This window comes from Empedobacter falsenii, from assembly GCF_013488205.1.
GTDB classification, from domain to species: Bacteria; Bacteroidota; Bacteroidia; order Flavobacteriales; family Weeksellaceae; genus Empedobacter; species Empedobacter falsenii_C.
Window position 1 is genome coordinate 2,196,350 of record NZ_CP040908.1, and the last position, 26,470, is coordinate 2,222,819.

26 protein-coding genes are annotated in these 26,470 nt (G+C 30.6%); 8 read left to right on the forward strand and 18 right to left on the reverse strand.

Annotated features, from left to right (window positions below; translation table 11 throughout):
• Position 1: 1 nt before the first annotated feature.
• The 8 genes from arfB to FH779_RS10240 all read right to left on the reverse strand — a co-directional run bounded on the left by arfB (position 2) and on the right by FH779_RS10240 (position 9,319).
• A complete protein-coding gene (gene arfB, locus FH779_RS10205; protein WP_180904592.1) occupies positions 2-394 on the reverse strand; it encodes an alternative ribosome rescue aminoacyl-tRNA hydrolase ArfB in 393 nt (130 codons plus the stop codon).
• On the reverse strand, positions 394-1,560 hold the full coding sequence (locus tag FH779_RS10210) for an MFS transporter (protein ID WP_244957945.1): 1,167 nt from the start codon (positions 1,558-1,560) through the stop codon (positions 394-396). Before FH779_RS10210 ends, arfB begins: the two co-directional genes overlap by 1 nt.
• A 16-nt stretch (positions 1,561-1,576) precedes the next feature.
• The gene (locus tag FH779_RS10215; RefSeq protein ID WP_180904594.1) at positions 1,577-2,530 is read right to left on the reverse strand and encodes an aldo/keto reductase; all 954 of its coding nucleotides are present in this window, start codon (positions 2,528-2,530) and stop codon (positions 1,577-1,579) included.
• Between the two features lie 260 nt (positions 2,531-2,790).
• On the reverse strand, positions 2,791-5,823 hold the full coding sequence (locus FH779_RS10220; protein WP_180904595.1) for a sensor histidine kinase: 3,033 nt from the start codon (positions 5,821-5,823) through the stop codon (positions 2,791-2,793).
• A complete protein-coding gene (locus FH779_RS10225; protein WP_180904596.1) occupies positions 5,810-6,604 on the reverse strand; it encodes a LytR/AlgR family response regulator transcription factor in 795 nt (264 codons plus the stop codon). The genes FH779_RS10220 and FH779_RS10225 overlap by 14 nt, the downstream gene beginning before the upstream one ends.
• A gap of 79 nt (positions 6,605-6,683) precedes the next feature.
• Entirely contained in the window at positions 6,684-7,838 is a 1,155-nt protein-coding gene (locus tag FH779_RS10230; RefSeq protein ID WP_038331221.1) for an MFS transporter, read from the reverse strand.
• 8 nt (positions 7,839-7,846) lie between these two features.
• Positions 7,847-8,236, reverse strand: coding sequence for an SMU1112c/YaeR family gloxylase I-like metalloprotein (gloA2, locus tag FH779_RS10235; protein ID WP_180904597.1), 390 nt, complete (start codon positions 8,234-8,236; stop codon positions 7,847-7,849).
• Positions 8,237-8,239: 3 nt separating this feature from the next.
• A complete protein-coding gene (locus FH779_RS10240) occupies positions 8,240-9,319 on the reverse strand; it encodes an NADH:flavin oxidoreductase/NADH oxidase (RefSeq protein WP_180904598.1) in 1,080 nt (359 codons plus the stop codon).
• A gap of 298 nt (positions 9,320-9,617) precedes the next feature.
• Between FH779_RS10240 and FH779_RS10245 the strand changes: the two genes are divergently transcribed.
• A complete protein-coding gene (locus FH779_RS10245; RefSeq protein WP_180904599.1) occupies positions 9,618-10,952 on the forward strand; it encodes an NAD(P)/FAD-dependent oxidoreductase in 1,335 nt (444 codons plus the stop codon).
• 71 nt (positions 10,953-11,023) lie between these two features.
• Here FH779_RS10245 and FH779_RS10250 read toward each other — a convergent pair whose 3' ends face one another.
• From FH779_RS10250 to FH779_RS10285, 8 genes are all read right to left on the reverse strand, one after another.
• A complete protein-coding gene (locus tag FH779_RS10250; RefSeq protein WP_180904600.1) occupies positions 11,024-11,671 on the reverse strand; it encodes a hypothetical protein in 648 nt (215 codons plus the stop codon).
• 142 nt (positions 11,672-11,813) lie between these two features.
• Positions 11,814-12,599, reverse strand: coding sequence for a zinc ribbon domain-containing protein (locus tag FH779_RS10255; protein WP_180904601.1), 786 nt, complete (start codon positions 12,597-12,599; stop codon positions 11,814-11,816).
• Between the two features lie 2 nt (positions 12,600-12,601).
• Positions 12,602-13,699 (reverse strand): Nif3-like dinuclear metal center hexameric protein, encoded by a 1,098-nt coding sequence (locus FH779_RS10260; protein ID WP_221627907.1) that lies wholly within the window; start codon positions 13,697-13,699, stop codon positions 12,602-12,604.
• Positions 13,696-14,184, reverse strand: coding sequence for a GNAT family N-acetyltransferase (locus FH779_RS10265; RefSeq protein ID WP_180904602.1), 489 nt, complete (start codon positions 14,182-14,184; stop codon positions 13,696-13,698). Before FH779_RS10265 ends, FH779_RS10260 begins: the two co-directional genes overlap by 4 nt.
• The gene (locus FH779_RS10270) at positions 14,156-15,187 is read right to left on the reverse strand and encodes a phosphotransferase enzyme family protein (RefSeq protein ID WP_180904603.1); all 1,032 of its coding nucleotides are present in this window, start codon (positions 15,185-15,187) and stop codon (positions 14,156-14,158) included. Before FH779_RS10270 ends, FH779_RS10265 begins: the two co-directional genes overlap by 29 nt.
• Before the next feature lie 6 nt (positions 15,188-15,193).
• On the reverse strand, positions 15,194-16,114 hold the full coding sequence (locus FH779_RS10275) for a nucleotidyltransferase family protein (RefSeq protein WP_180904604.1): 921 nt from the start codon (positions 16,112-16,114) through the stop codon (positions 15,194-15,196).
• Positions 16,104-17,474 carry a Gfo/Idh/MocA family protein gene (locus FH779_RS10280; RefSeq protein WP_180904605.1) on the reverse strand — a complete coding sequence of 457 codons (1,371 nt, stop codon included), beginning with the start codon at positions 17,472-17,474 and terminating at the stop codon, positions 16,104-16,106. Before FH779_RS10280 ends, FH779_RS10275 begins: the two co-directional genes overlap by 11 nt.
• Positions 17,475-17,557: 83 nt before the next feature.
• Entirely contained in the window at positions 17,558-18,442 is an 885-nt protein-coding gene (locus FH779_RS10285) for a ChaN family lipoprotein (RefSeq protein WP_180904606.1), read from the reverse strand.
• A gap of 74 nt (positions 18,443-18,516) precedes the next feature.
• Between FH779_RS10285 and FH779_RS10290 the strand changes: the two genes are divergently transcribed.
• Positions 18,517-19,413: an ABC transporter ATP-binding protein gene (locus tag FH779_RS10290; protein WP_180904607.1), complete on the forward strand. Its 897-nt coding sequence runs from the start codon at positions 18,517-18,519 to the stop codon at positions 19,411-19,413.
• Between the two features lies 1 nt (position 19,414).
• Positions 19,415-20,245: an ABC transporter permease gene (locus tag FH779_RS10295; protein WP_180904608.1), complete on the forward strand. Its 831-nt coding sequence runs from the start codon at positions 19,415-19,417 to the stop codon at positions 20,243-20,245.
• A gap of 279 nt (positions 20,246-20,524) precedes the next feature.
• Here the strand turns inward: FH779_RS10295 and FH779_RS10300 are convergent, their stop codons facing one another.
• Positions 20,525-21,037, reverse strand: coding sequence for a hypothetical protein (locus tag FH779_RS10300; protein WP_180904609.1), 513 nt, complete (start codon positions 21,035-21,037; stop codon positions 20,525-20,527).
• Positions 21,038-21,267: 230 nt separating this feature from the next.
• On the opposite strand from FH779_RS10300, the gene FH779_RS10305 reads away from it, so the two are divergent.
• The 4 genes from FH779_RS10305 to FH779_RS10320 all read left to right on the forward strand — a co-directional run bounded on the left by FH779_RS10305 (position 21,268) and on the right by FH779_RS10320 (position 24,441).
• Positions 21,268-22,293, forward strand: coding sequence for a DHH family phosphoesterase (locus FH779_RS10305; protein WP_180904610.1), 1,026 nt, complete (start codon positions 21,268-21,270; stop codon positions 22,291-22,293).
• Positions 22,293-22,820 (forward strand): FKBP-type peptidyl-prolyl cis-trans isomerase, encoded by a 528-nt coding sequence (locus FH779_RS10310; protein WP_180904611.1) that lies wholly within the window; start codon positions 22,293-22,295, stop codon positions 22,818-22,820. The genes FH779_RS10305 and FH779_RS10310 overlap by 1 nt, the downstream gene beginning before the upstream one ends.
• 25 nt (positions 22,821-22,845) lie before the next feature.
• Complete coding sequence (locus tag FH779_RS10315; protein ID WP_244957946.1) at positions 22,846-23,925, forward strand: peptidylprolyl isomerase; 1,080 nt, start codon at positions 22,846-22,848, stop codon at positions 23,923-23,925.
• 345 nt (positions 23,926-24,270) lie between these two features.
• Complete coding sequence (locus FH779_RS10320) at positions 24,271-24,441, forward strand: hypothetical protein (protein ID WP_180904612.1); 171 nt, start codon at positions 24,271-24,273, stop codon at positions 24,439-24,441.
• Positions 24,442-24,508: 67 nt separating this feature from the next.
• Here FH779_RS10320 and FH779_RS10325 read toward each other — a convergent pair whose 3' ends face one another.
• Positions 24,509-25,513 (reverse strand): hypothetical protein, encoded by a 1,005-nt coding sequence (locus FH779_RS10325; RefSeq protein ID WP_180904613.1) that lies wholly within the window; start codon positions 25,511-25,513, stop codon positions 24,509-24,511.
• Positions 25,514-25,644: 131 nt separating this feature from the next.
• On the opposite strand from FH779_RS10325, the gene FH779_RS10330 reads away from it, so the two are divergent.
• Positions 25,645-26,457 (forward strand): WG repeat-containing protein, encoded by an 813-nt coding sequence (locus tag FH779_RS10330; protein WP_180904614.1) that lies wholly within the window; start codon positions 25,645-25,647, stop codon positions 26,455-26,457.
• Positions 26,458-26,470 lie beyond the last annotated feature (13 nt).

Genomic DNA, 26,470 nt, shown 5'->3' on the forward strand with positions numbered 1-26,470 from the left:
TCTAAAATTTAAACCTACGAGCATCTTTTTTCTCAGCTTGTTGTTTCTTTTGATTCAATCTTTTTTGTTGAGAAGCTTTCGTAGGTTTAGTCTTTTTTCTAAACTTTGGAATAATCAATGCTTTTTCGACCAATTCTAACATTTTCTTTGTTGCAGATTCTTTATTGTCCAATTGAGAACGAGATTCTTGTGAATTGATTTGTAGAAATCCTTCTGAATTAATCTTATTTTTTAGCTTTTCTGTAATTAATGCTTTTTCTTCCTCCGAAAAAAACAGAGAAGATTCAATATTCCATTTTGCTAAAACCATTGTTTCAACTTTGTTTACATTTTGTCCTCCAGCTCCACTACTTCGTGCTGTTTTATATGTTATTTCAGAAGAAAAGTCTTTCATCACTTATTATTTTTATTGAATAAAATATGAGAAATCAAACAAATTAAAGTAAAAAATACGCCAACAGCAACCACTCCATTCCACTGAAATTTATCCCATGCATTTGCAGCAATAAATGTTCCTAAAGATCCACCAATAAAATAGCTCGTCATATAAACCGTATTCACTCGATTTCCTGCTTTAGCATCTAATCCAAAAATAATGGTTTGATTGGAAACGTGCATCGCTTGCAAACCTAAATCGATTAAAATTACGCCTACAATTAATCCCCAATATGTATAACCAAATTCATAGAAAAATCCCCAAGAAATTAACATAATGATGATGGAGTAAAGGATAATTTTTGAGGTCGACAAAACTTTTGAAACTCTACCAACTAACGCTGCTGCCAATGCTCCTACTGCACCAATTAATCCAAATGCTCCAGCGACATCGCTTCCAACAAAAAAAGGTGCTTCTTCTAAGTGAAAAACCAATGTTGTCCAAAATGCACTAAATGCTGCAAAACCTGTAGCTCCGCGAAAAGAAGCTAATCTTAATTGTGGTTGAGTCTTTACTAAATCTACAATCGATTTCATCAAATTACCATAAGTTCCTTTGAAATTTGGCTGTATTTCTGGTAAAAATATATAGATGAATATCCATAGTACAAACATTAAAATTGCACCTATCAAATAAACTTCTCGCCATCCTAAATATTCGCCAATAAAGCCACTAAAAACGCGAGAAAGTAGAATACCAACAAGCAAACCACTCATAACCATTCCGACAGCTTGTGCTTTTTTTTGAGGTTCTGCTAATTCAGATGCCATTGGCACAAAAACTTGCGGAATAACTGAGGTGAAACCGATTAGAAAACTTAATGGAAAAAGCCAACTTACGGATGGTGCGAAATACATTCCCAAAAGAGCTGCAATTATAAAAACAAAATCGATTAAAATCATTCGTTTTCGTTTCAATAAATCTCCTAAAGGAATAATAAATAACAATCCACACGCATAACCTATTTGTGTTAGCATTGCAATATTAGATACTTTACTTTCGGAAACATTAAAGTCTTTTGCAATTAATGACAATAAGGGCTGATTGTAATAATTATTCGCCACAACCAAACCACTTCCAATAATCATTATCCATAAAATGATTGGAGTTAATCTGGGTTTCATTTGTAAATTTTCCATTCTAATATTCGCTTGCTTCGGTCAAAAGTTTCACATCATCATGAGATAATTGTACATTTACTGCTTCTACAAAAGCATCAAGATGTTGTTCCTTAGTTGCACTCGCAATAGGAGCTACAACTGTTTTCTGATCCATTAACCAAGCCAAAGCAACTGCCGAATAAGAAATATTATATCGTGTAGAAATAGTTTGTAAAGCGTCCAAAATTTTAAATCCTCTTTCGTTCAAATATTTTTTGATTCCTTGCCCGCGCAAACTTTGTTGTAAATCTTCTTCAGTTTTATATTTACCTGATAAAAAACCACTCGCTAAACTGTAATAAGGAATAACAGCTAAATTATATTTCTCTGCAACAGGCTGCAAAAATTCTTCAAAATGCTGACGATCATACAAATTATATTCAGGTTGTAAAGTTTTGTATTGCGGTAAATTGTAAAGTTCTGATTTATCCAACGATTCAATCAATCGTTCTGAAGAAAAATTAGACGCACCAATATATCTCACTTTCCCTTCTTTTATCAATTGATTATAAGCCGATAAAGTTTCTTCAACAGGTGTATTTATATCATCATAATGTGTTTGATACAAGTCGATATAATCTGTTTGTAAACGGATAAGTGATTCTTCTACTTCTTTTAAGATATGAGCTTTTGTAGTATTTGGCTTATCTTGAATCATATTTCGTCCACCAACTTTCGTTGCCAAAACGATTTGATCTCTCACTCCTCTCGATTTTAACCAATTTCCAATAATTCTCTCAGATTCTGTTCCGACATTGCCTTCAATCCAATACGAATAGTTATTTGCAGTGTCTATCGCATTAAATCCTCTATCCAAAAATCCATCTAAAATTCGAAAAGATTCTTCTTCATTCAATGTCCAACCAAAAACATTTCCTCCGAAAAAAATTGGTTTTATCTCTAAATCTGTATTTCCTAATTGTACATTTTTCATGGGTATAAAGATAAAAAAAAGCTACTTTGCAGTAGCTTCTTGTTGTAAAATTTTTTGACTCACACGTCGAAAAATGTAACTTTTAAGATACTTTATGGTGTCTTCATAGGTTTAGAAAACAAAGCATCAAAGTTTAATACTTAGTTTGAAATCGATACTGCAAATATATATACTGAATAATATCTATCATTAAAATAGAGTTTAGATTTCGTTAATTCACGTTTCAGCAAGGTGAATTGTAAATTTATTCAGGTGAAATTTTAATCAACTTTCAAAATCATTCGAACTTTTGTTCCTTTTTCATGAAAATCTATAAAAATATTTTCTTCAATATTATGATTAAGCAATCGTAAACGCTCATTAATTATTTTAAGTGCTTTCGAATCGTGAGTTTTATTTTGCGTAATTTGTGTTGTATTTCCCTTTCCATTATCTTCAATAATTATTTCTAAATAATCACTTTTTAATCTAATAATCAATTTGATAATCGGTTGTAAATGATTTTGATCAAATGCGTGAACAAAAGAATTTTCGATAATTGGCTGAATCAACATTGGCGGAATTTTGATACGATAAATATCCAATTGGCTATCAATTTGAACATCAAATTCTATTTTATTTTTCCATCTAAAATTCTCAACTTCAACATATAATTTCAAGAAATCAATTTCGTCTTTCAAACTAATTTCATCTTTTGTTGAAAGATTTAACATCTGACGAATCAAGTGAGAAAAACGTCCCAACGAATTTAACGCATTATCAATATCATTATCCAAAATATAAAACTGAATAGAATTCAACACATTGAAAATAAAATGCGGATTCATTTGCGATTGTAAGGCTGTTAACTTCGTTTCGGTTAATTGTCGCTCTAATTGCAAACGTTGATTTTCTTGTGTATTTTTCTCATTTAATTGACTAATTTTTAATTGATTAAATTTATTTAACGTCTTGATTTTATTTGTATTATAACGATAAATAATTAATCCTAAAGTTAAGACTGACAACAAAATAAAATAAATGTTCAAGTAAAAAGGTTCGTCAACATTCAACGAAACCAAATCAATAATTTGTTTTTGTCCGTTGCTTGTATCTGTTATTTCTAATTGAATACGATATTTACCATATGGTATATTCCGCAAATAAATAGATGGGTTATAAAAATACTCGTTCCACTTTTCATCAGGATTTACACGATATCTGTACTTATAACTTTGAGCGAAATTTGCATCAACCACAGCAAAATTTAGTGTAATATTGTTCTCATTATTTTTTAAATTCAAATCTTTATCAATCAAATCAAACCACATAAATTTATCTATCCCAAAAGATTCATCATTAATTTTAAAACTTGTAATAATAATCTCTTTCGACTGATTTTTTTGCTTTAATAAATTCTCAAGATTTAACTTATAATATCCATTTTCAACACCAATTGTAGCCGTTTTTCCGTCAAAAATAGAAGAATGTATATCCTTATTCACAAAACCTTGTTCATTGCCAATCATATATGTTTTACCATTATTGAAAACGAGTAAATTACGATTGGTTCCGATTAAAATTGAGTTCCCAAAAATGTCAATTGAACTAATATTTTCTCCACCAATTTCACGAATATTAATTACTTTTTTTGTGATTAATTCATCTCCTTTTATCTCTAAAATATAAACTTTCGCAAATTCTGTTGCAACCAACAACTGATTATCTCCAACGCATTTTATCATTTTAATTTTAGATTCTTTAAACTGATTATTTTGCAAATACGAAATAAAATTTTCATTTTCATACTTGAATAATCCATCTAAAGAAGATCCAAAAAATACAGCTTTTTTATTTTGACAAATCGAAACAACATCTTTCGGTACATTGGCTTGTGCAGCAGAATATGAGTGATATTTTAGGTTATTCAAATCATCAAAAACTAAAATTCCACCAAAAGGATTTGTCTGAATAAATTGATTATTAAAATACGTAAATTGACTTGTTCGATTAGGTAAATAATCTTTGAATTCTCCATTAAAATCTAACTCGAAAAGTCCTAAATTAGTTGCTATAATGAATGAATTGTGACGGATAATCATTTTATAAAAACGAAGGTTTTTTTCTTTCAAATCAAAATCTATTTCATAAAAATCTTTATTCGATTGACTTAAAAAATCTTTGAATTTTGACTTATTTCGAAGCATATATTGATAAAAAGCATCTCTCTTTATCTGCTTATTAAATACATTGTTCTCCTGAAAATAAAGACCTTCTGGCGTTAAAAAATATTGTGTATTTTCAACTTTTAGAATTTCAATGACTTTTTTATTATCAATCGTAGAAAAATCTAAAAAATGATTAAAATGAACTTCAAAAAGTCCTTTATCAGCACTTCCTACATAAATTAAATCATCCGTTTTACTACTAAAAACTCGATATGGATAATCCGAAGTGATTTTAAAATTTTCTGTTTGATCTGTTATTTTATTATTCTTTAACTCCGCAACCATACCATTTCCCGCACCCGTTTCGTAACCAGCTAATAAAAGAGAATGACGTTTATCTGAAATGTTGTGATTTCTAAAAACTGGAAAATCATACGTTTTAAAATTCAATTTTTTATTCAAGAAATCGTTTATCGGAATAACATTAAGACCTTTAGACGATGACAAATACAAATCATTATTATACAAAAAACTATAATTAATTCGATTGAAAGGATTGACCAACTTCAACTTATCACGATGAACTTCATAAACACCATGATCGATTGTTGCAACATAAACTTTATTTTGATATTCGAAAAAAGACACCGCTTCGAACACAATATTGTTATTTTTTTCGAAAGAAGGATTGTAAATTTTCTTTGATTTTGTATCAATAATCGAAACGCCTCCTTGCGCAGCAACATATATTAAATCATCTAAATAAAATAAATTTCGAACGCGATCCGAAACCAACCCTTTCGCTGTATTAATTTGTTCAAAACGTTGACCTGTAAATTTCAATATTCCTTGTCCATAACTTCCAAACCAAACATTATGCTGTCTATCTTCTATTATTGTCCAAACATTATTGTATTGTACTTTCTCGAAGCGTTTCATCATTTTGAAATTATCCATGTCTTTCACAAACACGCCAAAACGAGTTCCAACCCATAAAATTTTTCGAGAATCTTTGTAGACACTCAAAATCTCATTGGCAGGCAAACCATTTTCGTACGTGTATTGTTTTGTCAAAACATATTGCGCAGAAAGTTGATGAGAGCAAAGAAATAAAAGAAGTAAAAAAATGAAGTTACGCAACCACATTCGATAAAATTTTATACCCCAAAGAAGTCACAGGCAGATTTGATTCGCCGTCTTTTGGATGACAATTAAGAATCAATAAATTGTTTCGTTTATCAAATTTTTTAGCAAAATTAATATTGACTAAATATGATCTATTAACACGAAAAAAATTGGTTTGATCAATCAAGTTTTCTACCTCTTTCAGCGTTTTAGTTACCATGTACGCCTCTTTTTCGGTAAAAATTGTACAATAACTATCATCCGCTTTGCAGTAAATAATATCTTCAATTTTCAGTACCAAAACCTCTGTTATAGATGGAATAAAAATAATTCCATGTTCATTTTTGAAAACATCTTTCAGATTATCAGTTTCTACCTCATCTTCAAAATCATCTGCAATATTGATAATCTCTTTCGAGGTTTTTGTTTGATTTTGACGTTCTACAAAACGATTCAATAATACTTTAAGGTCAGAAATTGAAATAGGTTTCATCAAATATCCCAAACATCCCCATTGATTTACGGCTTCTAAAATATAGTCTGAATGAGCTGTTGTAAAAATGACATCAAACGTAATATCATCAAAATAATCAAATAATTTAAACCCAAATTCCTCTGGCATCTGAATATCCAAAAAAACTATATCTGGTTGATTTTCCTTAATTTTTTCAACACCTTCTTTTACAGAATTCGCAGTATCAATGGAAACAAAAAAATCTGGCAAAGCATGTTGAATAATTTTCTTTAACCCTTGTTGAGCAAAGTGTTCATCGTCTATAATAAGAGCTTTGTAATGATTCATTTGAGTTTAATTTGTACAAATATAAACTAAAAAAGGATGCTCCGTAGAACATCCTTTGATTATGATTGAAGTAATATTTTTAAACTCTTTTCGATTTTAATTGTAAAAAGATTGCTGCAATTATTGATCCGACCGAAGCCATAATAAAGCCAACCCACAATTGTGAATTAAATCCTAATCCCATTGCAATCGGAATTCCTCCTAAAAATGCACCTAAAGCATTTCCGATATTAAAACTTGCTTGACCAGCCGCTGCGGCTAAAGTTTCAGATCCTTTTCCATTATTAATCAACATCATTTGAATTGGGGAACCAATTGTAAACGCAATTAATCCTGTAATAAACGACATGATATAAGCCATTATTTGTATATGAGAAGTGAAATAAACAATCACTAAACAAACCGCCATCGACGCAAAAGAGATGATTGCAGCTTTATTTGGTGACATGGTATCTGCCAATTTTCCACCTATAAAATTACCGACAAACATTCCTAAACCAATCAAAGTCATAATTATTGGAACTTTTGTTTTAGGTAAATCTGCCACATTTGTCATTAATGGAGAAATGTAACTTATCCACGCAAATAATCCTGAAGTTCCAATAGAAATCATCACAATTAATACCCAAGCTTCCCATTTTTTGAAAAAACTTAATTGTTCTACTAAACTTCCTTTGTTTGTATTTTTAAGATTCGGAACCCAAAGAGAAATCGCTAACATCGTGATTAATCCTAAACTTGCAATAATCCCAAATGTTAATCGCCACGAAAAAACTTGTCCTAATTTTGTTCCTAATGGAACACCGACCAAATTCGCAAACGTTAATCCTGCAAACATAATCGAAATAGCTTGCGCTTCTTTTCCTTTTGTTGCTAATTGTGCTGCCACAACAGATCCTACTCCAAAAAACGCTCCGTGAGGCAAACCAGACATAAAACGAGCAATTAATAAGGTATTGTAACTTGGTGCAATAACAAAAAGTGAGTTAAAAATAGTAAACAATAACATAAAAAAGATCAATACTTTTTTTGGCGAATATTTACTTGTAGCCATAATCAATGTTGGAGCTCCAACCATTACGCCCATTGCGTACATTGATATAAAATTCCCTGCTGTTGGAATTGAAATATTCAAATCTTTTGCAAAATCTTCTAAAACTCCCATCATCGAAAATTCCGTCATTCCGATGGCTAAACCTCCCATTGCTAAGGCAAGTAAACTCTTTTTTACCATTTATTCTTCTATTCTTCGTATAATTCTATCGGCAAACCATCGGGATCTTCAAAAAAAGTGAACTTCTTTTGCGTGTATTCATCCACACGAATTGGCTCTACCGTTACATTCAACTGCGTTAGTTTTTCTACTTCATTTTCTATATTTCCCACAGCAAAAGCAATATGTCTCAATCCAGAAGCTTCTGGTCGAGAAACACGTTTTGGGGGATTAGGAAAAGAAAATAATTCGATGCAGTAATAATTTTGCAAAGCTAAATCTAATTTATAAGAATCACGTTCTTTTCTATAAACTTCTTGCACAATTTCGAAACCTAAAATTTCTGTGTAAAAATGTTTTGATTTTTGATAATCTGAACAAATAATTGCAATATGATGGATTTTTTTTAATGCTAACATGGTTTATGCGTAATGATTATTTTTTGCTCTTTCATATTGTGGCAACCACTTAATATCTTCTTCTAACTCTTTTGCAGCACACAATGCAAAATATGGATCACGTAATAATTCTCTTCCTAAAAATATTAAATCAGCTTCATTATTTTGAAGAATTTCTTCGGCTTGTTTTGGTTCAAAAATTAATCCAACAGCTCCAGTAATTATTTCAACTTGATTTTTAATTTCATTTGCGAATGGGACTTGATAATTTTTTTTGACATCAATTTTTTGATGACTCACTCCACCTCCAGACGAAACATCAATCACTTCTACTCCATTTTGTTTTAATATTTTACACAATTCAATTGTTTCATCTAAATTCCAACCATTTTCTGCCCAATCCGAAGCTGACAAACGAATCCAAAGTGATTGAGTTGTAATATATTTTTGCATTTCTTCAACAATTTCCAACACAAAACGAATTCTATTCTCGAAACTTCCACCATATTCATCTGTTCTATTATTGATTAAAGGCGAAAGAAATTGATGAACCAAATAACCATGCGCACCATGAATTTCTAAAATTTCAAAACCAGCTTTTATAGCACGATCCGTTGCTTTTCCCCATTCTTTTACAACATCTTTAATTTCAGAAATTGTTAATTGATGTGGAATTTCATCCGATTCATTAAAAGGTAAATTAGAACTCGAAACTGTTTTCCAGCCATTTTTTTCGTCAGATTTTATTTGATTGTGTCCCAACCAAGGTTTTTCTGTACTTGCTTTTCTTCCTGCATGCGCTAACTGAATCCCAGGAACGCAATTGTATTTTTTGATTTCGGAAGTTAATTTTTGATACGCTTCGATATGTTCATCTTTCCAAATTCCTAAATCACCATACGAAATTCGACCTTCTGCAACAACTGCTGTTGCTTCTTGTATAATTGCCGAAACATTGCCCACAGCACGCGAAACATAATGCTGAAAATGCCAATCATTTGGAAAACCATCTTCCGAAGAATATTGGCACATTGGCGACATAATAATTCTATTTTTTAATGAAATAGATTCATTTATATTGATTGATTCAAATAATTTGCTCATTACTTGTTTTTTTTGACTTGATTAATTTGGAATAAAATTCGTGAATTTGATTGATTTCTTAAAATGATTCAGCTTAAAAATTGTTTAAATTTTAATCTTTCATAAAAATTAAAAAAGCTTGAAAACACGTAAAATCACAAATAATTTTAACAATTTATTTAAAACTGACAAAAAACATGAATTTAAAAAAATCTAATAATCAATCCGATATCATAGTAAATATCTAAGGTTCAGAATAATTTTTAATAAATCTTTCATTGTTTCTTAGTTTGTTCGTAATTTTACAAAAAAGTGAATTTTGGAAAAGAAAAAGATTGTCATTTTAGGTGCTGGATTTGCCGGACTTAAATTAGCCCGTAAATTAAATAATAACCCACACTTTTCTGTTACACTTATTGACCGTTATAACTATCATCAATTTCAACCTCTTTTTTATCAGGTTGCTACAGCAGGAATTAACGCTAGTGATATTTCATTTCCAATACGAAAAGTATTTCAAGGAAGTAAAAATGTCAGCGTACGATTAGCTGAAGTAACAGCAATAAAAAAAGAAGCTAATATTGTTGAAACCACAATCGGAGATTTTTCTTACGATTATTTGGTTATTGCCATGGGATGTACCACAAATTTCTTTGGTAATAAACAAATTGAGGAATTATCATTCCCAATGAAATCCACAAACGAAGCTTTAACGCTAAAAAACAGATTGTTAACAAATTTTGAAAGTGCTTATTCTGCTGAGTCAGAAGAAGAATTAGAAGAAATTTTAAACATTGTTGTTGTTGGTGGAGGACCAACTGGAGTAGAACTTTCTGGTGCAATTGCACACATGAAAAAACACATTCTACCAAAAGATTATCCAGATTTAGATTTCTCTAAATTGAATATTTATTTGATTGAAGGAAGTCCTAATTTATTAGGACCTATGTCTGATTTAGCTCATAAAAAGTCTCACGAATATTTGACAAATATGGGAGTGCATATTTGGACAGAAGGACGAGTTACAGATTATGATGGAAAAACTATTTCCTTAGCTGACGGACGCACAATCAAAACAAAAAATTTAATTTGGTCTGCTGGTGTTACAGGAAACATTCCTGAAGGAGCTGTTTCTCAGGAAGAGTTACAAAGAGGTAACCGTTTTAAGGTAGATCGTACAAGTAAAATTATTGGAACTGATAACATATATGCTATTGGTGATATTTCTTGTATGGAAACACCTAAATACCCTCATGGACATCCTCAATTAGCACGCGTTGCTGGGGATCAAGCTATGAATTTAGCCAAAAATTTCAATAAAATTGGACAAGGTTTATCGGAAGATAAATTAGCTTTATTTGAATATCAAGATCCAGGCTCTATGGCTACAATAGGAAAACATAAAGCTGTTGTTGACTTACCTAAATTCTCTTTCTCTGGGCGTTTAGCATGGTTTACATGGATGTTCTTACACTTAATGTTAATCTTGACCGTTCGCAACAAACTGGCAATTTTCTTCAATTGGGCTCAAAATTATTTTACAAATGATTCATCATTACGTATTATTGTTCGTCCAACGAAAAAAGATTTTAGATTTAATTTGAAAGGTTATCGCCGTTTTCCAAAAAATCGTGATAAAGAAATAGAAGCTTAATCAAAAAAGTATATCAATAAAAAACTCCGCTAAAAATTTAGCGGAGTTTTTTGTATTTATAAATTGAAATTTTATTTTCTTGCAGAAGGTGTTCTCACTCCTGTTTTTACTCTTTCTGTTGATGCAGATTTTGCACTTACAGCATCTTTTGCAGATTTGCTGTATAATTGGATAAAATCAAATAATCCATCAAAATCACCAGTTAATGTTTTACCATTCGAAACTCTTAACGCAAAGTTTGTAGACAATAAACTTCTGTTATAAGGGTCAAAATAATTTTTTAAGTTAATTGAACCAGAAGAAAAATCTGTGTCTAACAAAGCAAACGTCCCTGAATTAAGAACTGGCACATAATTTTGCATAATAGGATCTTCGTAATATTCTATATAATCCAATCCTCTATCATTATTTTCTGTTACGTAAGTTCCATTAAAATTTAAATCACCTCTTTGGAAAATTTCTAAATACAAATAAGCTCCATTTAATTTACCATTTTTAGGAACTGGATTTGTAGATAATTCTACACTATAATAAAATCCGCCATCAGCCTTTTTGATATCTGCAACAACTGCATTTCGAAGCGGAAATGATACACCATCATAATTGATTTGTCCAACATTTACAATCTCAGGTTCATAATAGCCATCATCATTATTTACACAAGATGTTAAAGAGATAGATGAGACAGCTAACATTGCTAAAAATATAATTTTTTTCATAATTTCTAAATTTTCAAACTAATTATAATTGCGGTAATACAAATAGCGTGCTAAAAAATAACAATAACTAGTTTTAGCATAAAAAAAGTGTTACACAATCGTGTAACACTTTGATATTAAATAAAATATTTTTTAACAGAAATTACCCTTTGATAACGATTTCCATTTTTTCTTGCTCTTCTAAAGCCAATTCCAAATCAACTAAGATACGTCCTGAATGTTCGTCAGCGATAATTTTTTTACGTTGAGCGATATCCATTTGTCTTTGTGGTGGAATTGTAAAGAAAGATCCCGCAGAAGCTCCACGTTGTACAGGAACAACAGCTAAACCATTTTTCACAGAATTTCTGATACGGCTGTAAGCGTCTAACAATCTTTGTTCGATTTTAGCAGAATATTCAGAAGATAATTTTAATAAATTACTTTCTTCTTTTTCTGTATCTTTTACAATTGTATCCAACTCAGCTTGTTTGTGAGATAAATGCTCTTTCATTGAATCTAATTTTGTATTAAATTCTTCAACTTGTGCATTTTTTTGAGAAATTTTAACTGTAAACTCACGAATACGTTTTTCAGATAACTCAATTTCCAAACCTTGATACTCAACTTCTTTCGCTAAAGCATCAAATTCTCTATTGTTACGTACGTTATCTTGTTGTTTCGTGTATTTTTTAATTAAAGCTTCAGCATTTTTGATTGCTTCTTTCTTCAATTTAATTTCTTCATCCAAACCTTTAGTTTCGTCAACTATTTTTTGGATTCTCGTTTCTAATTGTGCAACATCGTCGCTCAAATCTTCAACTTCTAAAGGTAATTCACCTCTTGTGTTTCTGATTTCATCTAAACGTGAATCAATTAATTGCAAGTCGTATAATGCGCGAAGTTTTTCTTCTACGCTTAGTTCTTTGATATTTTTTGTTTCAGACATAGTTAACAATAATTAACAGGATTGGTATTAATTCCAGAATTAAAGACCACAAAATTAGTAAATTTTTCTTTAAGATACGAAGTTATTAAGTTTTTTGTAAACTGTTCCGATTCAAAATGTCCAATATCTGCCAAAACAAGCTTATTTTCAGCTGTAAAAAAATCGTGATATTTCAAATCAGCCGTGATATAAACGTCCGCTCCAGCCGAAATTGCATTTTTTATTCCAAATGCGCCAGAACCTCCAAGTACAGCAACCTTCTTTATTTTTTTGTTTAATAATTTGGAATGACGAATAACGGGTGTATTCATTTGAGTTTTCAGATAATTGAAAAAATCGAGTTCCTCCATTTCATTTTCCAACTCTCCAATCATTCCAATTCCAATATAATTGTTTTGATTATTCAACGAAATAACAGAATACGCAACCTCTTCGTACGGATGATTTTTGAACAAAGCATTCATCACTTCACCTTCCAAATGTTCTGGAACTACAACTTCTATTCGCGTTTCGTTTACTGTTTCCAATTTCCCAATCTCACCAATAAAAGGATTCGCACCAACAATTGGTCGAAAATTTCCTTTACCTTCTATCGCAAAACCGCACGAATCATAATTCCCAATTTTCCCTGCACCAACTTCATACAACGCAGATTTCAATTGCTCAGCATGTTCTGTTGGAACATAAGTAATCAATTGTTTGATGGTTTGCGATTTCGGAATAAGAATTTTAGTATTCAATAAAGCTAATTGTTCAGAAATTTTGAAATTAACACCAACTTTCGAATTATCTAAAGCCGTATGCGTTGCATAAATATTAATTCCATTTTTGATTGCTGTCATCACTGCTTTTTCAACATAATTTTTTCCGTTAAATTTCTTTAAACCAGAAAAAATAATTGGATGAAAACTCACAATCAAATTACAATTTTTCTCAATCGCTTCTTCCACAACTTCTGGGGTTGTGTCCAACGTTACCAAGATTCCTGTTACCTCATCATTGTAATCACCAACTAGCAATCCAACATTGTCAAAATCTTCTGCATACGCCAAAGGCGCTATTTCTTCCATCGCCAAAGCGACATCTTTTACTCGTATCATTTCTCTTTTAAAAGCAATTTTTCTGTAGGCAAATCATTTTCGATGCCTTTCCAATACGATTCAAAATTAAACTTTTCTAACAACTTTCTCGAAGCAACATTATCAGGATCGATAACAGCCATTACTTGCAAATCTGGAAATTTTTCTTTTGATTCTGCTAATAAATGTTCACAAATCATTGATCCAAAACCTTTTCTCCAAAATTCTTTTTTCAATAAATAACCTATTTCAAGTGAATTTTCGATGTGTTTGTTGTAAACCAATTTACAATCACCTAAAAGATTATCATTTTCATCATAAACTTTGAAAAAACCTAAATTTTCATCAACTTCTCCTTTTTCTAAAATTGAAGTGAATTTATGATTTGCTTGCTCTTCATTCAAACCTTTGCCAGAAATGTATTTCATCACTTCGTCGTCCTGAACAAGTTTAAAAAAGTTATTAAAATCTGTAGGTTTATATTTTTCGAACCGAATTTTCTTCATGAAATTTTGTTAATGCTTTTAATAAATTGATTTGATTAATCGTACGATTTAGATTTTGTTTTGGATAAGAAATCGAATAATAAATATCGTTTTCTAAATAATCTGCCAAAAATCTAACCGCTTGAATATAAATCACAATATACGCAACAAAATCCATATTATCAAGCTCGACAGGCGTTAACACATTTTTTAGGTGTTCTTGAAAACCATTTTTGACAGCCAAATAATAATCCGCCGAAAAACCATTTTCTCCATTTGGATCGTCTTCTGCTTTCAGATTTGCGTATGTACGAATCATATCTCCAAAATCGCACAAAATATTCCCTGGCATTATTGTATCCCAGTCTATCACAGCAATTGCTTGCGAATGATTATCATTATTAAATAAGAAATTACTAATTTTTGCATCAGCATGAACGACACGTTTTGGGAAATCTATTTCTAAGTATTTTTCAACTTGATATAGATTATCCAAAATATAAGCAACTTCTTCTTTCGTTTCTTCTAAACGCTCTATTGAAGCATTTTTCAATGCATTTTTGAAATCATTTACACGTTTATGATAATCTAAAAACCCGACAATCGAAGGATGAATTTCATCAACATTAACATCTAACAAATACGAATGAAATTCACTAATTGTTTTCGCCGCTTCATACGCTTGTTCCGCAGATTCCACTTTCTCAAAACAAATAGAATTTGGAATAAAAGAAGTCATTCTCCAAATTTCTCCATCTTCTTTTGCTAATAAATTTCCTTGCAAATCTTTTACAATTTCGATTACCGAATTTTGATACCCCTTTGATTTTAGATGACGAGAAATGATGTCAATATTGTTAGAAATTACTTCTGGTTGAGGAAAAACGTGCGTGTTTATTTTTTGTAAAATATATTTTTTTCCCTCGTACCCAACTTCATAAGTAGAATTAATCCAACCAGAACTGATTGGATTAATACTAACTTGATCTATATTTTCGAAATAATGTTTTAATATTTTCTCCATTATAATTTATGTCCAAAGTGAATTTGGATATTTTTGATCATTGATTAAATTGTGAATAGAATTTACTACAACTTCTCTGTCTTCTGGATAAGTCATTCCGAACCAATTGTCATCCGATTTTTCTACAATCACTTCCAATTGATCTTCTTTGATCATATCATTTACAACTTTCGGCAAGAAAAATTCTGCTTTCAATTGAGAAGCATTTTCGTGAAGAAATTCCTCAAATTTATCTTCTAATTTTCTAAAAATAGAAGGATGTAAAACGAAGAAATTCATCGATACAGTCGTATCTCCATCTAATGGTAAAACGTTATTATCTTCTTCGAAAACAATTTCTCCATTCTCGTTAGAATAGATATTTGTACGCTCTACTACATTCTCCAAATGACCGTTAGTTACTGTACAAACTCCGCGAGAAACAGAACCATTTTCGCTAATCGTATTGGCCAATTTGTACGCAACCATACCATAAGTATTTGCTGTAATTTTTTCGTTTTGAACCAATTCATTTGCTTTCTCAAATGCTTTACGACCATAAAAATCGTCTGCATTAATCACAATAAATGGATTATTTAAATGATTTTTTGTAATCATTAAAGCATGTCCCGTTCCCCAAGGTTTTTCTCTTTTTTCTATTGTATCGTAAATTCCTCTCGGAACAGAAGTATACGTTGTTTGGAGAACAAACTCAGCTGAACCTCCATTTTTTTCAATTAAATTTTGAAAATATTTTTTGGTTTCAACATCAAGTTGATCATTAATAATGAATACAAAATGTTTTATTCCGCAAGAAAAAGCATCGAAAATTGAATATTCCATCAACGTTTCTTTACTTGGTCCAATTGGATCAATTTGTTTTTGTCCTTTGTAGCGGCTTCCCATTCCACCTGCTAAAATGACTAATGATAAGGTTTTAGATTCCATAATCTTCTGTACCAAAAACTGGTTTTCTTGTTTTATATTTTCCTCTTGTAAAATCTGGCATTTCTTGAGAAGCACCATTTCCTTCGATAGATTTTTCACTTAATGGTGTTACTGCATACCAAGTTGCTAAATCGTATACATCGAATGGGAATTCTTTGTTTGCTTTAATACACTCGATAAAATCATTCATTAAGAAGAAATCCATTCCTCCGTGTCCTGCTCCTTCTGCTTGAGTTTCGTATTTTTTCCAATATGGGTGATCGTAAGTTTTTAAATGATCTTCTGAACTCGCCCATTTGTGAGAATGTTTCATTTCATCTTCGAAATAAATGAAACCTTGACTAAATCCTCCAGAACCGATATCTTGCCAAATACCATCAGTTCCTTGAATACGGAAACCTAAGTTATATGGACGCTGTAAAGATGTATCATGTGTTAATAGGATTGTTTCTCCGTTCTCACATTTTAACATTGTTTGAACAATATCTCCTTGTTTAAATTTAACCTTTGCATTTGGATGATCTGCACCTCCATTCTTCACGATATAATCAGTTAAACCTGCTTGTTGAGAAGCCATAGAAGTTAAGTGTGTAATTCTATTTCCACGGTTAACATCCATCATTGTACCAATTGGTCCTAAACCATGCGTTGGATATAATTCTGCATTACGTTTTACATAATGATTTGTACGCCAAGCAGCTTCAGAGAAACCTTTGTCTCCAAATTCAACTCCACCACCATAAGGTTGTTTACCATCATTGAATAATACATTTCTTAAATCGTGTTGGTAACCACCTTGTCCATGAACAATTTGACCAAACATTCCTTTACGAACCATATTCATTATAGCCATCACATCGCGACGGTAACAAACATTCTCCATCATAAATACAGGAACTTTGGTTTTTTCATAGGTATCTACGTAATCCCAACATTCTTGCAAATTCATTGCTCCACACACTTCTAAACCAACAATTTTACCAGCATTCATTGCTGCAATTGTTTGCTCAGCATGAAACTCCCATGGCGTAGCTATAATTACAGCATGAATTTTCTTATTCTTATATAATTTTTTATATCCATCTAAACCTTTAAAATACTCTACAGGTTTTTTCTTGTATTTCGCAAAAATTTTGTTCGAACGATCAATCATTCGTTGATCTGGTTCAGCGATCCCAACGACTTCTACATCATTTCTTTTTAACAATTCATCTAAATGTACCTGTCCTCTCATTCCACAGCCAACAATTCCTACTCTCACTTTATCAATTTTTGATGAAAAATCAAATAATGAATCTGGTGATACTAATGCTACCGTAGATGCTGCAGCAGTCGATTTAATAAAATTTCTTCTGTCCATAGTTGTATTTAATTGTTTGCTTTATTTTTTAAAAATGCAAAATATGAAAAAAAATCAATAAAACTTTCTGCTTATCAGTAAAATTAGTAGGTTTTAGGCGAATCCTTAGGAATTACTATAATAAATTCTGTCGTAGTAACATTTTCGTTTTTTGATTTAATTGCAGATAATTTTTCATTTAAATCTTCACTTTCTAGAATTTCAATTACAGCGATTTTGAGCTCAGGTCGAAAATATTTCAAATACCAATAAATTCCGCCATAATTTTTAGAATGATAATCACCATTGTAATGAATAAATAGATTATTTTTCTTCAAATTATTCAAAATTGATTCTGACATAGTAGCATCCTTTGTAGCTTGTGCTGCAACAAACTGTTTTGCCTTCACTCCAGCGTGATCTCCCATCATTCTTATCATTTCAGGATAACCAGGCGCATCATAATCTATGGTAATAGGAAGTTTCGCAATATAAGCTTTCTCATTGTTAGAAATAGTATCCAAAGATTCAAGCCCATTCTTAGCAACATACGAAGCATATTTGCGCGTTACATTAGTCGCTATAAAATCTAAATTCTTCTCTTTTGCAAAATCTACAAGCGGTTTATAATCTGTTTTGTAATTATTCCAAAGCTTTGTACTCTTTTGAAATTCTTCATCCGTCGTTTTACCTTTCAAATAATTCGTTAAATCATTTTGTTGATGACGCTCGAACATTTCTGCTCCGAGTATCAATTGATTTCCTTTTATCTTATACAATTCTTTTGTCGTTTGCAATTGCAACCAATGATTTACTGCATTATTATGATGTTCGCCAAATAAAACCACATCATATTTCGCTAATTCTTTAATCATTTTATCAAAATCAACCTTCTTTTCTTGTTGATTATAAATTTGATAAATTTTTCCGTTTTGCGCTTTAGCCTGAATTGTAAGTACAATTAATAAGGTATAAAGTATCGTTCTCATGTTATTTAAATTAATTCTAAATTGTAACAAATTAACGAAAAACTCTACATATAAAGAAAACAAATTCAACTACTATGAATAAAGTTCTTGAAATTAATCAACTTACAAAAAAATTTGGCAGTTTTACAGCGGTCAACAATGTCACTTTTTCGGTAGAAAAAGGAAACGTTTATGGATTACTTGGTCCAAACGGAAGTGGAAAATCGACAACATTAGGAATGATTCTTAATGTGATCAATCCTACAGCGGGTTCATGGAAATGGTTCGATAAGGAACCAGATAACGATTCGTTGAAAAAAATTGGAGCAATTATCGAAAGTCCAAAATTCTATCCTTATTTATCAGCAGAAAAAAATCTTGAAATTGTTGCGGATATTAAAGAAGTTAATTACGCAAAAATTGACGAAAAGCTTGAATTAGTCGGATTACTTTCTCGTAAAAAAGATAAATTTCAACAATATTCGTTGGGAATGAAGCAACGTTTGGCTATTGCGGCTGCGTTGTTAAATGATCCTGAAGTGTTGATTTTAGACGAACCTACAAATGGTTTAGATCCGCAAGGAATTATTCAGATTCGTGAATTGATTATTAAAATTGCACAACAAGGCACAACAATTATTTTAGCAAGCCATTTATTGGACGAAGTAGAAAAAGTATGTTCGCATGTGGTGGTTCTTAATCAAGGTAAAATGCTTTATGCGGGTTCTGTAGATCAAATGAATTCGAGTTTTGGAAGCATTGAAGTTGCTGCGCAAAATATGGAAAGTTTGGAATATACATTAAAAACGTTCTCATTCGTTTCGAAAGTTACCAAAGAGAATAACAAACTTTTTGCTGTTTTATCAGAAGAAAAAGATCCTGCAGAAATCAACAAAATGCTTTATGAACAAGGGATTATCGTAAATCATTTGGTAAAACGTAAAGAATCTTTAGAACAACAATTTTTCCAATTAATCCAAAAACAGAACTAACATGAAAAGATTATTTAGCATAGAATGGAATAAATTATTCTACAACAAAGGAACACGAATTTTCATTATTTTATACTTCGTGATGATTCTGTTAATGGGAATTACGTTGCCAAATTTCAAACCAAATATGAATGGAATTGAAGTTGATTTAATCAAATTGGGAGCATTAGAGTTTCCTGTAATTTGGCATAATATTACGTGGTTAATTGGTTTTGGAAAATTCTTTTTAGCTATTATTGTCATTAATAATATTACCAACGAATATTCTTTCGGAACTTTCAAACAAAATACAATTGATGGTTTATCGAAAACAGAGTTTCTTAACACTAAAGTTTTGATGAACGTTGTGATAACATTGATTTCTACATTTTTAGTTGGCGTTTTAGTTTTTGCATTAGGTTCTATTTTTAGCGAAAAATTTGATTTTGTAAACGGAATTGAATTCTTAGGTGGATATTTCGTCGAAATCTTCGCTTACATTGTTTTCGCCATGTTTTTATCATTTTTATTAAAGAAAAGTGCTTTTGCGATTTTATCTTTAATTGTTTTGAATATTATAGAATCTGTTGCTAAAGTTGTTGAATTTTTAGTGCGTTTTGGTAAAAATCCTCCAAAAAATCCTGAAGAAATTAAAATCTTAACTAATTATTTACCACTAAACTCAAACGGAAAAATAGTTGATTATCCTTCTGTAGATATACAAAAAGCGATTATGGAAGGAAAATTATTTGTTGCGGATCATTTACAATGGGAATATTTTGCTGCAAATGTTTTCTACATCATTTTATTTCTTGGTTTATCCTTATTAATTATCAAGAAAAGAGATTTATAAATTATAACGTTTCATAAAAACAAGAAAACCTCCAAATTTGGAGGTTTTCTTGTTTTTATGAATTCATCTTATCGTTAATGCTTAAATTTATTTTTCTTGACAAATTGTAGAATATTCATATACATGTTTCTCTAAATCTCTCCAAGAAATATCACTTTTATATTTATCTACTAACGTTTGACATGACTGATACATTGGAATAAAAGCGTCTTTGTAATCAGACTTCTCTATTTTATACGCTGTTTCTCCATCTTTTGAAATATAATAAGATTTATCAATTCATCCAGCAACTTTAATACCTCCAAAACCTAAAGAAGTCGTTTCACCTGCATAAGGATCATGATATACTTTGATTGTAGAACTGAAATCTGGATTTAGAAGTTGCATTAACATATTCGTTCTTTTTTTCTTAACCATAACAGGAACATTCTCAAAATAAACATATCCTTGACCAGTCAAGGCATTATTCAATCTTTTATCTGCATAATTATTCACTTCATGTAATGCTTCTGACATTTTTGTAAGTTTATTCAACTTTGTTGGCATCAAATACATCGATTTAACTTGTTCGGGCTTCAGTTTTATCTTTTTATTATTACCATCTTTAATTACAATTTCCTCTATCAAACCTTTTTTTCGGTCAATATCATCTACAGTTCCTTGTAATTCTGTACCATCTGCTAATGTTAAATAAACAATTTCTTTATGCGAAAATGCATCTGATGGTTGTAAAAACTCTTGTCCAAAAGCAATCCCTCCTAATAGGATTGCTAAAAAAGTAGTCTTTTTCATAATTAGATTTATTATATAGTTGATTATAAGTTATATCAACAAATATAATCGAATTAATATTTGTTTTACATTTTTTTATTATTCTGATTTTATTTTTAATAATCATAAAACGGAATTATAACAATTCATCAACAAAATATGCACATTGAAAATAAATAATTCATTTAAATTTTGCAGTTTTCTTCTTCAAAGCAATTTACAATATCAGTTGTTTGTTTATCTTTGCAACTATGCAAATGACAAATTTCGAAGAGTTAAAAACTCTTTTAAAATCAACACCAAAGAAAATTGCAATTCTACCGCACAAAAATCCTGATGGAGATGCGATAGGTTCTACATTGGCGATGTATCATTATTTGAATAAATTGGGACACACGTGTAACATTGTTTCACCAAACGATTTTCCGAAGTTCCTAAAATGGATGCCTTCAGCAAAAGATATTGTAATTGCAGATTACCGACCAAAAGTTGCCGAAGCAATTATACATCAAGCTGAGTTGATTTTTATCTTAGATTTTAATACTGTAAAACGAATTGATGACTTAGGAAACTGGGTTGAACGTTCGAAAGCGCCAAAAATATTAATCGATCATCACCGCGAACCAGATACATTTGATTTTATGTATTCGGATATCGAAATGCCAGCGACTTGTCAAATGGTTTATAATTTTATCGAAGCGATGAATGATTTGGATAAAATTGACAAAGGCATTGCTGAATGTATTTATACTGGAATAATGACGGATACAGGTGGATTCCGTTTTCGTAATACATCGGCAGATACGCACAGAATTGTGGCAGAATTGATTGATAAAGGTGTAGAAGTTGACAAAGTGACTTCGTATGTTAACGATTCGCAAACGCAAGGACGTTTAAAATTGTTATCATTAACCCTAAATAATCTAACTTTTTTACCAGAACATCGTACAGCTTTCATGTTCTTAAAACGCGAAGATTTATTAGCAAATGGTTTTCAAAAAGGAGATACAGAAGGTTTTGTAAATTATGGTTTGAGTGTAGAGAATTTTATCTTTTCTGTAATTTTTATTGAAGATACACATCATAATTTCATTAAAATTTCGTTACGTTCTAAAGGTGATTTTGATGTGAATGAATTTTCTCGCAAACATTTTAATGGCGGTGGTCATATGAATGCGGCTGGAGGTCGTTCGGATATGAATATGGAAGAAACAATTGCTTATTTCCAATCACTTTTACCAGAATATCAAGAAAAATTAGCTAGTATCGTTATCTAATGAAAAAAGTTATTTTATTCACTTTCGCTGTTTTTGCGTTAATGAGTTGTGATCAAAAAGTGATACAATATCCCGTTTCATATTCTAATGATGATTTTATGAAACGTTCGCAAGAGCGTGGAAAATTATTGCATCAAGAAGAATTGCAATGGTTTGATGATTATATGAAAACATCTGACCTAAAATTTGTTAAAACGAGTTCGGGTTTTTGGATTTCGAATAGTGGTCAACGAACAGCTCAAACAGCTAATAATGGAGATTATATCGAATTTGAATATCAAGTAACTGATATCGAAAACAACATTTTATATTCGTTTAACGATAATAAAATTCAGAAAATAATTTTAGGAAAAGCTGATATTGTGAGAGGTTTACAAGCTGGTTTACAATTAATTCCTGAAGGTGAAACTGCTAAATTATTGTTACCTTCGTTTTTAGCTTATGGAGGTTATGGCGATACGCAAAAAATTGCGCCAGACTCGCCTATTATTATGGATGTAAAAGTTTTGAAAATAAAAAAACACTAATAAACACAAAGACTGTAAAGTTAAAATGAGAAAAATATTATTAATCTTAACTGTCATCACTACCCTTGTTAGTTGTGGCGTTAAAATTCCAAAATCGATGAGTAAAGAAGAATTTAAAAGTTTAGAAGACGGATTGTATGCAAAAATGACAACAAATCATGGTGCAATGACAATCAAATTATACGAAGAAGAAGCGCCAATGACGGTTGCTAACTTTGTTGGATTAGCAGAAGGTACAAAAGAAAATAAAGCAAAAGCAAAAGGAGTTCCTTTTTATGATGGAATCATTTTTCACCGTGTGATCAAAGATTTCATGATTCAAGGTGGAGATCCAGACGGAATTGGTACAGGTGGACCTGGTTACGATTTCGAAGATGAGTTTGAACCAACTTTAAAACACGATAAAAAAGGTGTTTTATCTATGGCAAATTCAGGACCAGCTACAAACGGTTCTCAATTCTTCATCACAGAAGTTCCTACACCATGGTTAGACGGACGTCACACTATTTTCGGACAAGTTGTAGAAGGTTTAGATGTAGTTGATTCTATTGCAAATGTAGAAAAAACGCCAAGTGATAAACCAGTTGTTCCAGTTGTAATTGAGAAAGTAGAAATCGCTCGTAAAGGTGATAAATATGCTAAATACAACGGAGCTGAAGCATTTGAAGCTGCAAAAGCAAATCACGCAAAAAAACAAGCTGAAGCTGAAGCGAAAGCAAAAGCTGAAAAAGATGCAGAAATTGCTCGTCAAAAAGAATTAGAAGCAAAAGCTCAATCAACTCCTTCTGGATTAAAATATGTAATTTTAGAAGAAGGTAACGGAGCAAAACCAGTTCAAGGAGATCCAATTCAAGTACATTATACTTTACGTTTAAACGATGGTGAAAAATTAGATTCTTCTTACGATCGCAATCAACCATTAGACGCTACAGTTGGTGTAACAGGATTAATCCAAGGTTGGATGGAAGCATTAACAATGTTCAACAGAGGTTCTAAAGTTTTCTTAATTATCCCTGCTGAATTAGGTTACGGATCAAGAGGTGCTGGAGGTGTTGTACCACCAAATGCAACTTTATATTTTGATATGGAAGTTTTAGATAAATAATTTATCTATTCAAAATAAGTAGAAAAGCCACTCAAATTGAGTGGCTTTCTTTTTGTCTACATTTTTGAAATAACTATTTTACCATTCTCAATTTACAACCAGCTACTACGAAAAAATTGTAAACTTTAACTCCTATTAGTGTTTCATGAAAAGACAATTTAAAAACAATTTAAATAATTACAATTCAATATTTTAATACAATTCACTCCACATACTTGGAATGCGACTGATAAGCAAACTAATCAAGTTAGAGCTAGTTTTATACAAGATATTCATCATTATTTTGGATGGTATAATAACGTAATCGAACTTTGACAAATAAATAAGGTGTTGAAAATCTGGCGAATGAAATTGCGAAAAAGTTCAAAGATTACAAAATCATTCTTTTCTGAATATAATGCAGAAACTAATCTTAAAAGAAAAATCATTTCAGATAAAATTATTTGGAACTATGATACAAAATATAAAACTTCTCAAAAAGAAGCCACTACGAAAGATATTCATGTGGAACTTTAATGAGAAATAATATAATAAAAAAGGCTTAAAATTAATTTTTAAGCCTTTTTCAAAATAATCATATAAGTTATTTCCAAATATATTTTTCACCTAACCCTAGTGTAGATTTTATAATATAATTACCTTCATCATTTTTCTCTGTAAGAACTAAAATTGGATAATATTCTCCAGCAGGTACTAGTTTTGTAATGTTAGAAGTAAAAGTTAGCTTTTCTGCCTTAGTATTTCCAGAAATCGGAAATATATCGAAGTTTAATAATTCAAAACCATCTATTTCTTTTGCATCTGAAATATTTTGTTTTGAAAAATAAACCAATAACTTTAACTTATTTGTTGGTTTTGACCCTAAATTTTGAATAGAATTATTGATTCCATCTACGGTAACCATCAAAGTATTAAAATCAATTTCTAACTTCCAAACGCCTGATAATTTTACTTTTCTATTTGCATTTTCTATATCTAAAGAACTCTCAACAGGTGTGTATATATCTGATAAAGTAGCGTCTATATTCTTTGTAGAAGCTAAAGTATTATCATTTGTAACCTGAGGTAATTCTACATTCTTTACAACTTTATCAATTAATATATTATTAGATTCTAAAGAAATTTTATTACTCAAAACTTTATAATTCAAAATAGAACCAGATTCTTTTTCTTTCAATAACAAAATTGGTGTATAATCTCCTTGTGATAAGGCTTGTACATCAGATCCTTTGAATGTTACAATCACATTATTGAAACTAGTTCCGTTACCTTCTAAATTCCCTAATTGTGCATTTGTATTGATTTTATTCGGTAAATTATATAAATCTACAGATGTTTTTGATGGAGCAAAATATAAATCAAGAAATAAAGTCTGACTTGTTTTGTTTGAATAATTTGTCAATTTTCCTCCAGAAATTTTATAGTTAGATGTATTTCCGTCGTTAGAAATTTTCCATATTCCTTCAAAAGAATAATCTTTATTAATCGTTGTTGGTAAATTAGTAATGTTTATACTATCTTGTTGAGCAGCAACAAAACTACTCGCCATAACAGTTGTGGTTAAAAATAGTTTAGTAAAAATATTCATAGGTTATATTTTAAGCTTTCTCACAAAAATAAGAATTTTATTTACAAAAAGTGTTTAAAATCGGATATTTTAAAATTTATATGCAAACTATTAATTTTTGATTAATTAATTTTGCGTCGAATTATAGAATCATGACTAAAATATCACCAAAAGATACAGACCAGTTTGACAATTTTGTTCACAAAGAAACAACGACATTTGAAGATTTAACTGTTTTCGATCGCAATAATTTGGCACCAATATCTATTGATAATCAATTTGGTTTAATAGATAAAGAAGGAAATGTGATTATTCCGTTCGAATATCAAAAACTTGTACTTACAACTGTTAATGCCTACAGCGCGCAAAAAGAGAATAAGTGGGGAATTATAACAAAATCTAACCAAATTTTGATTCCGTTCGAATATGATTTAACGAGTGATTTTATTGAGAATATTTGTGCTGTAAAAAAAGACGAAAAATGGGGTTTTATTGATTTATTAAATCAAGTTGTGATCCCGTTCGAATATGATGGTTGTACAGATTTTAGAGCTGGTTTAGCTGGAGTTGAAAAAGATGGGAAATGGGGAATGATTGATAAAAATAATCAATTGATTATAGCTTATCAATACGAATATTTAACACCTGTCGATCAAAATTTTGCCACTTTTGGAGAAGCTACTTCACTAAAAATTGAGCGTCCAGATATATTAGCTTATTTTCCATATTTCTTATCAAAAGAGAATTATTTGATGCATTTTGGTTTAATTTCTACCAAAAACGAACGAATTTTAAGTCCAATTTCTGAATTACCTATTTTGGAAAGCTTCGAAAATCAAGCTGTTATTCGTCAAAATTATCAATTAGGTTACTTAAAAGATGGAAAAGATTTTGTGAAATTTGAACAATTTACAATCGATCCGTACGAAGAAAAAATCTTAACTCAATTAGGGGTAATGAAATAAAAAAAGAGCTTTT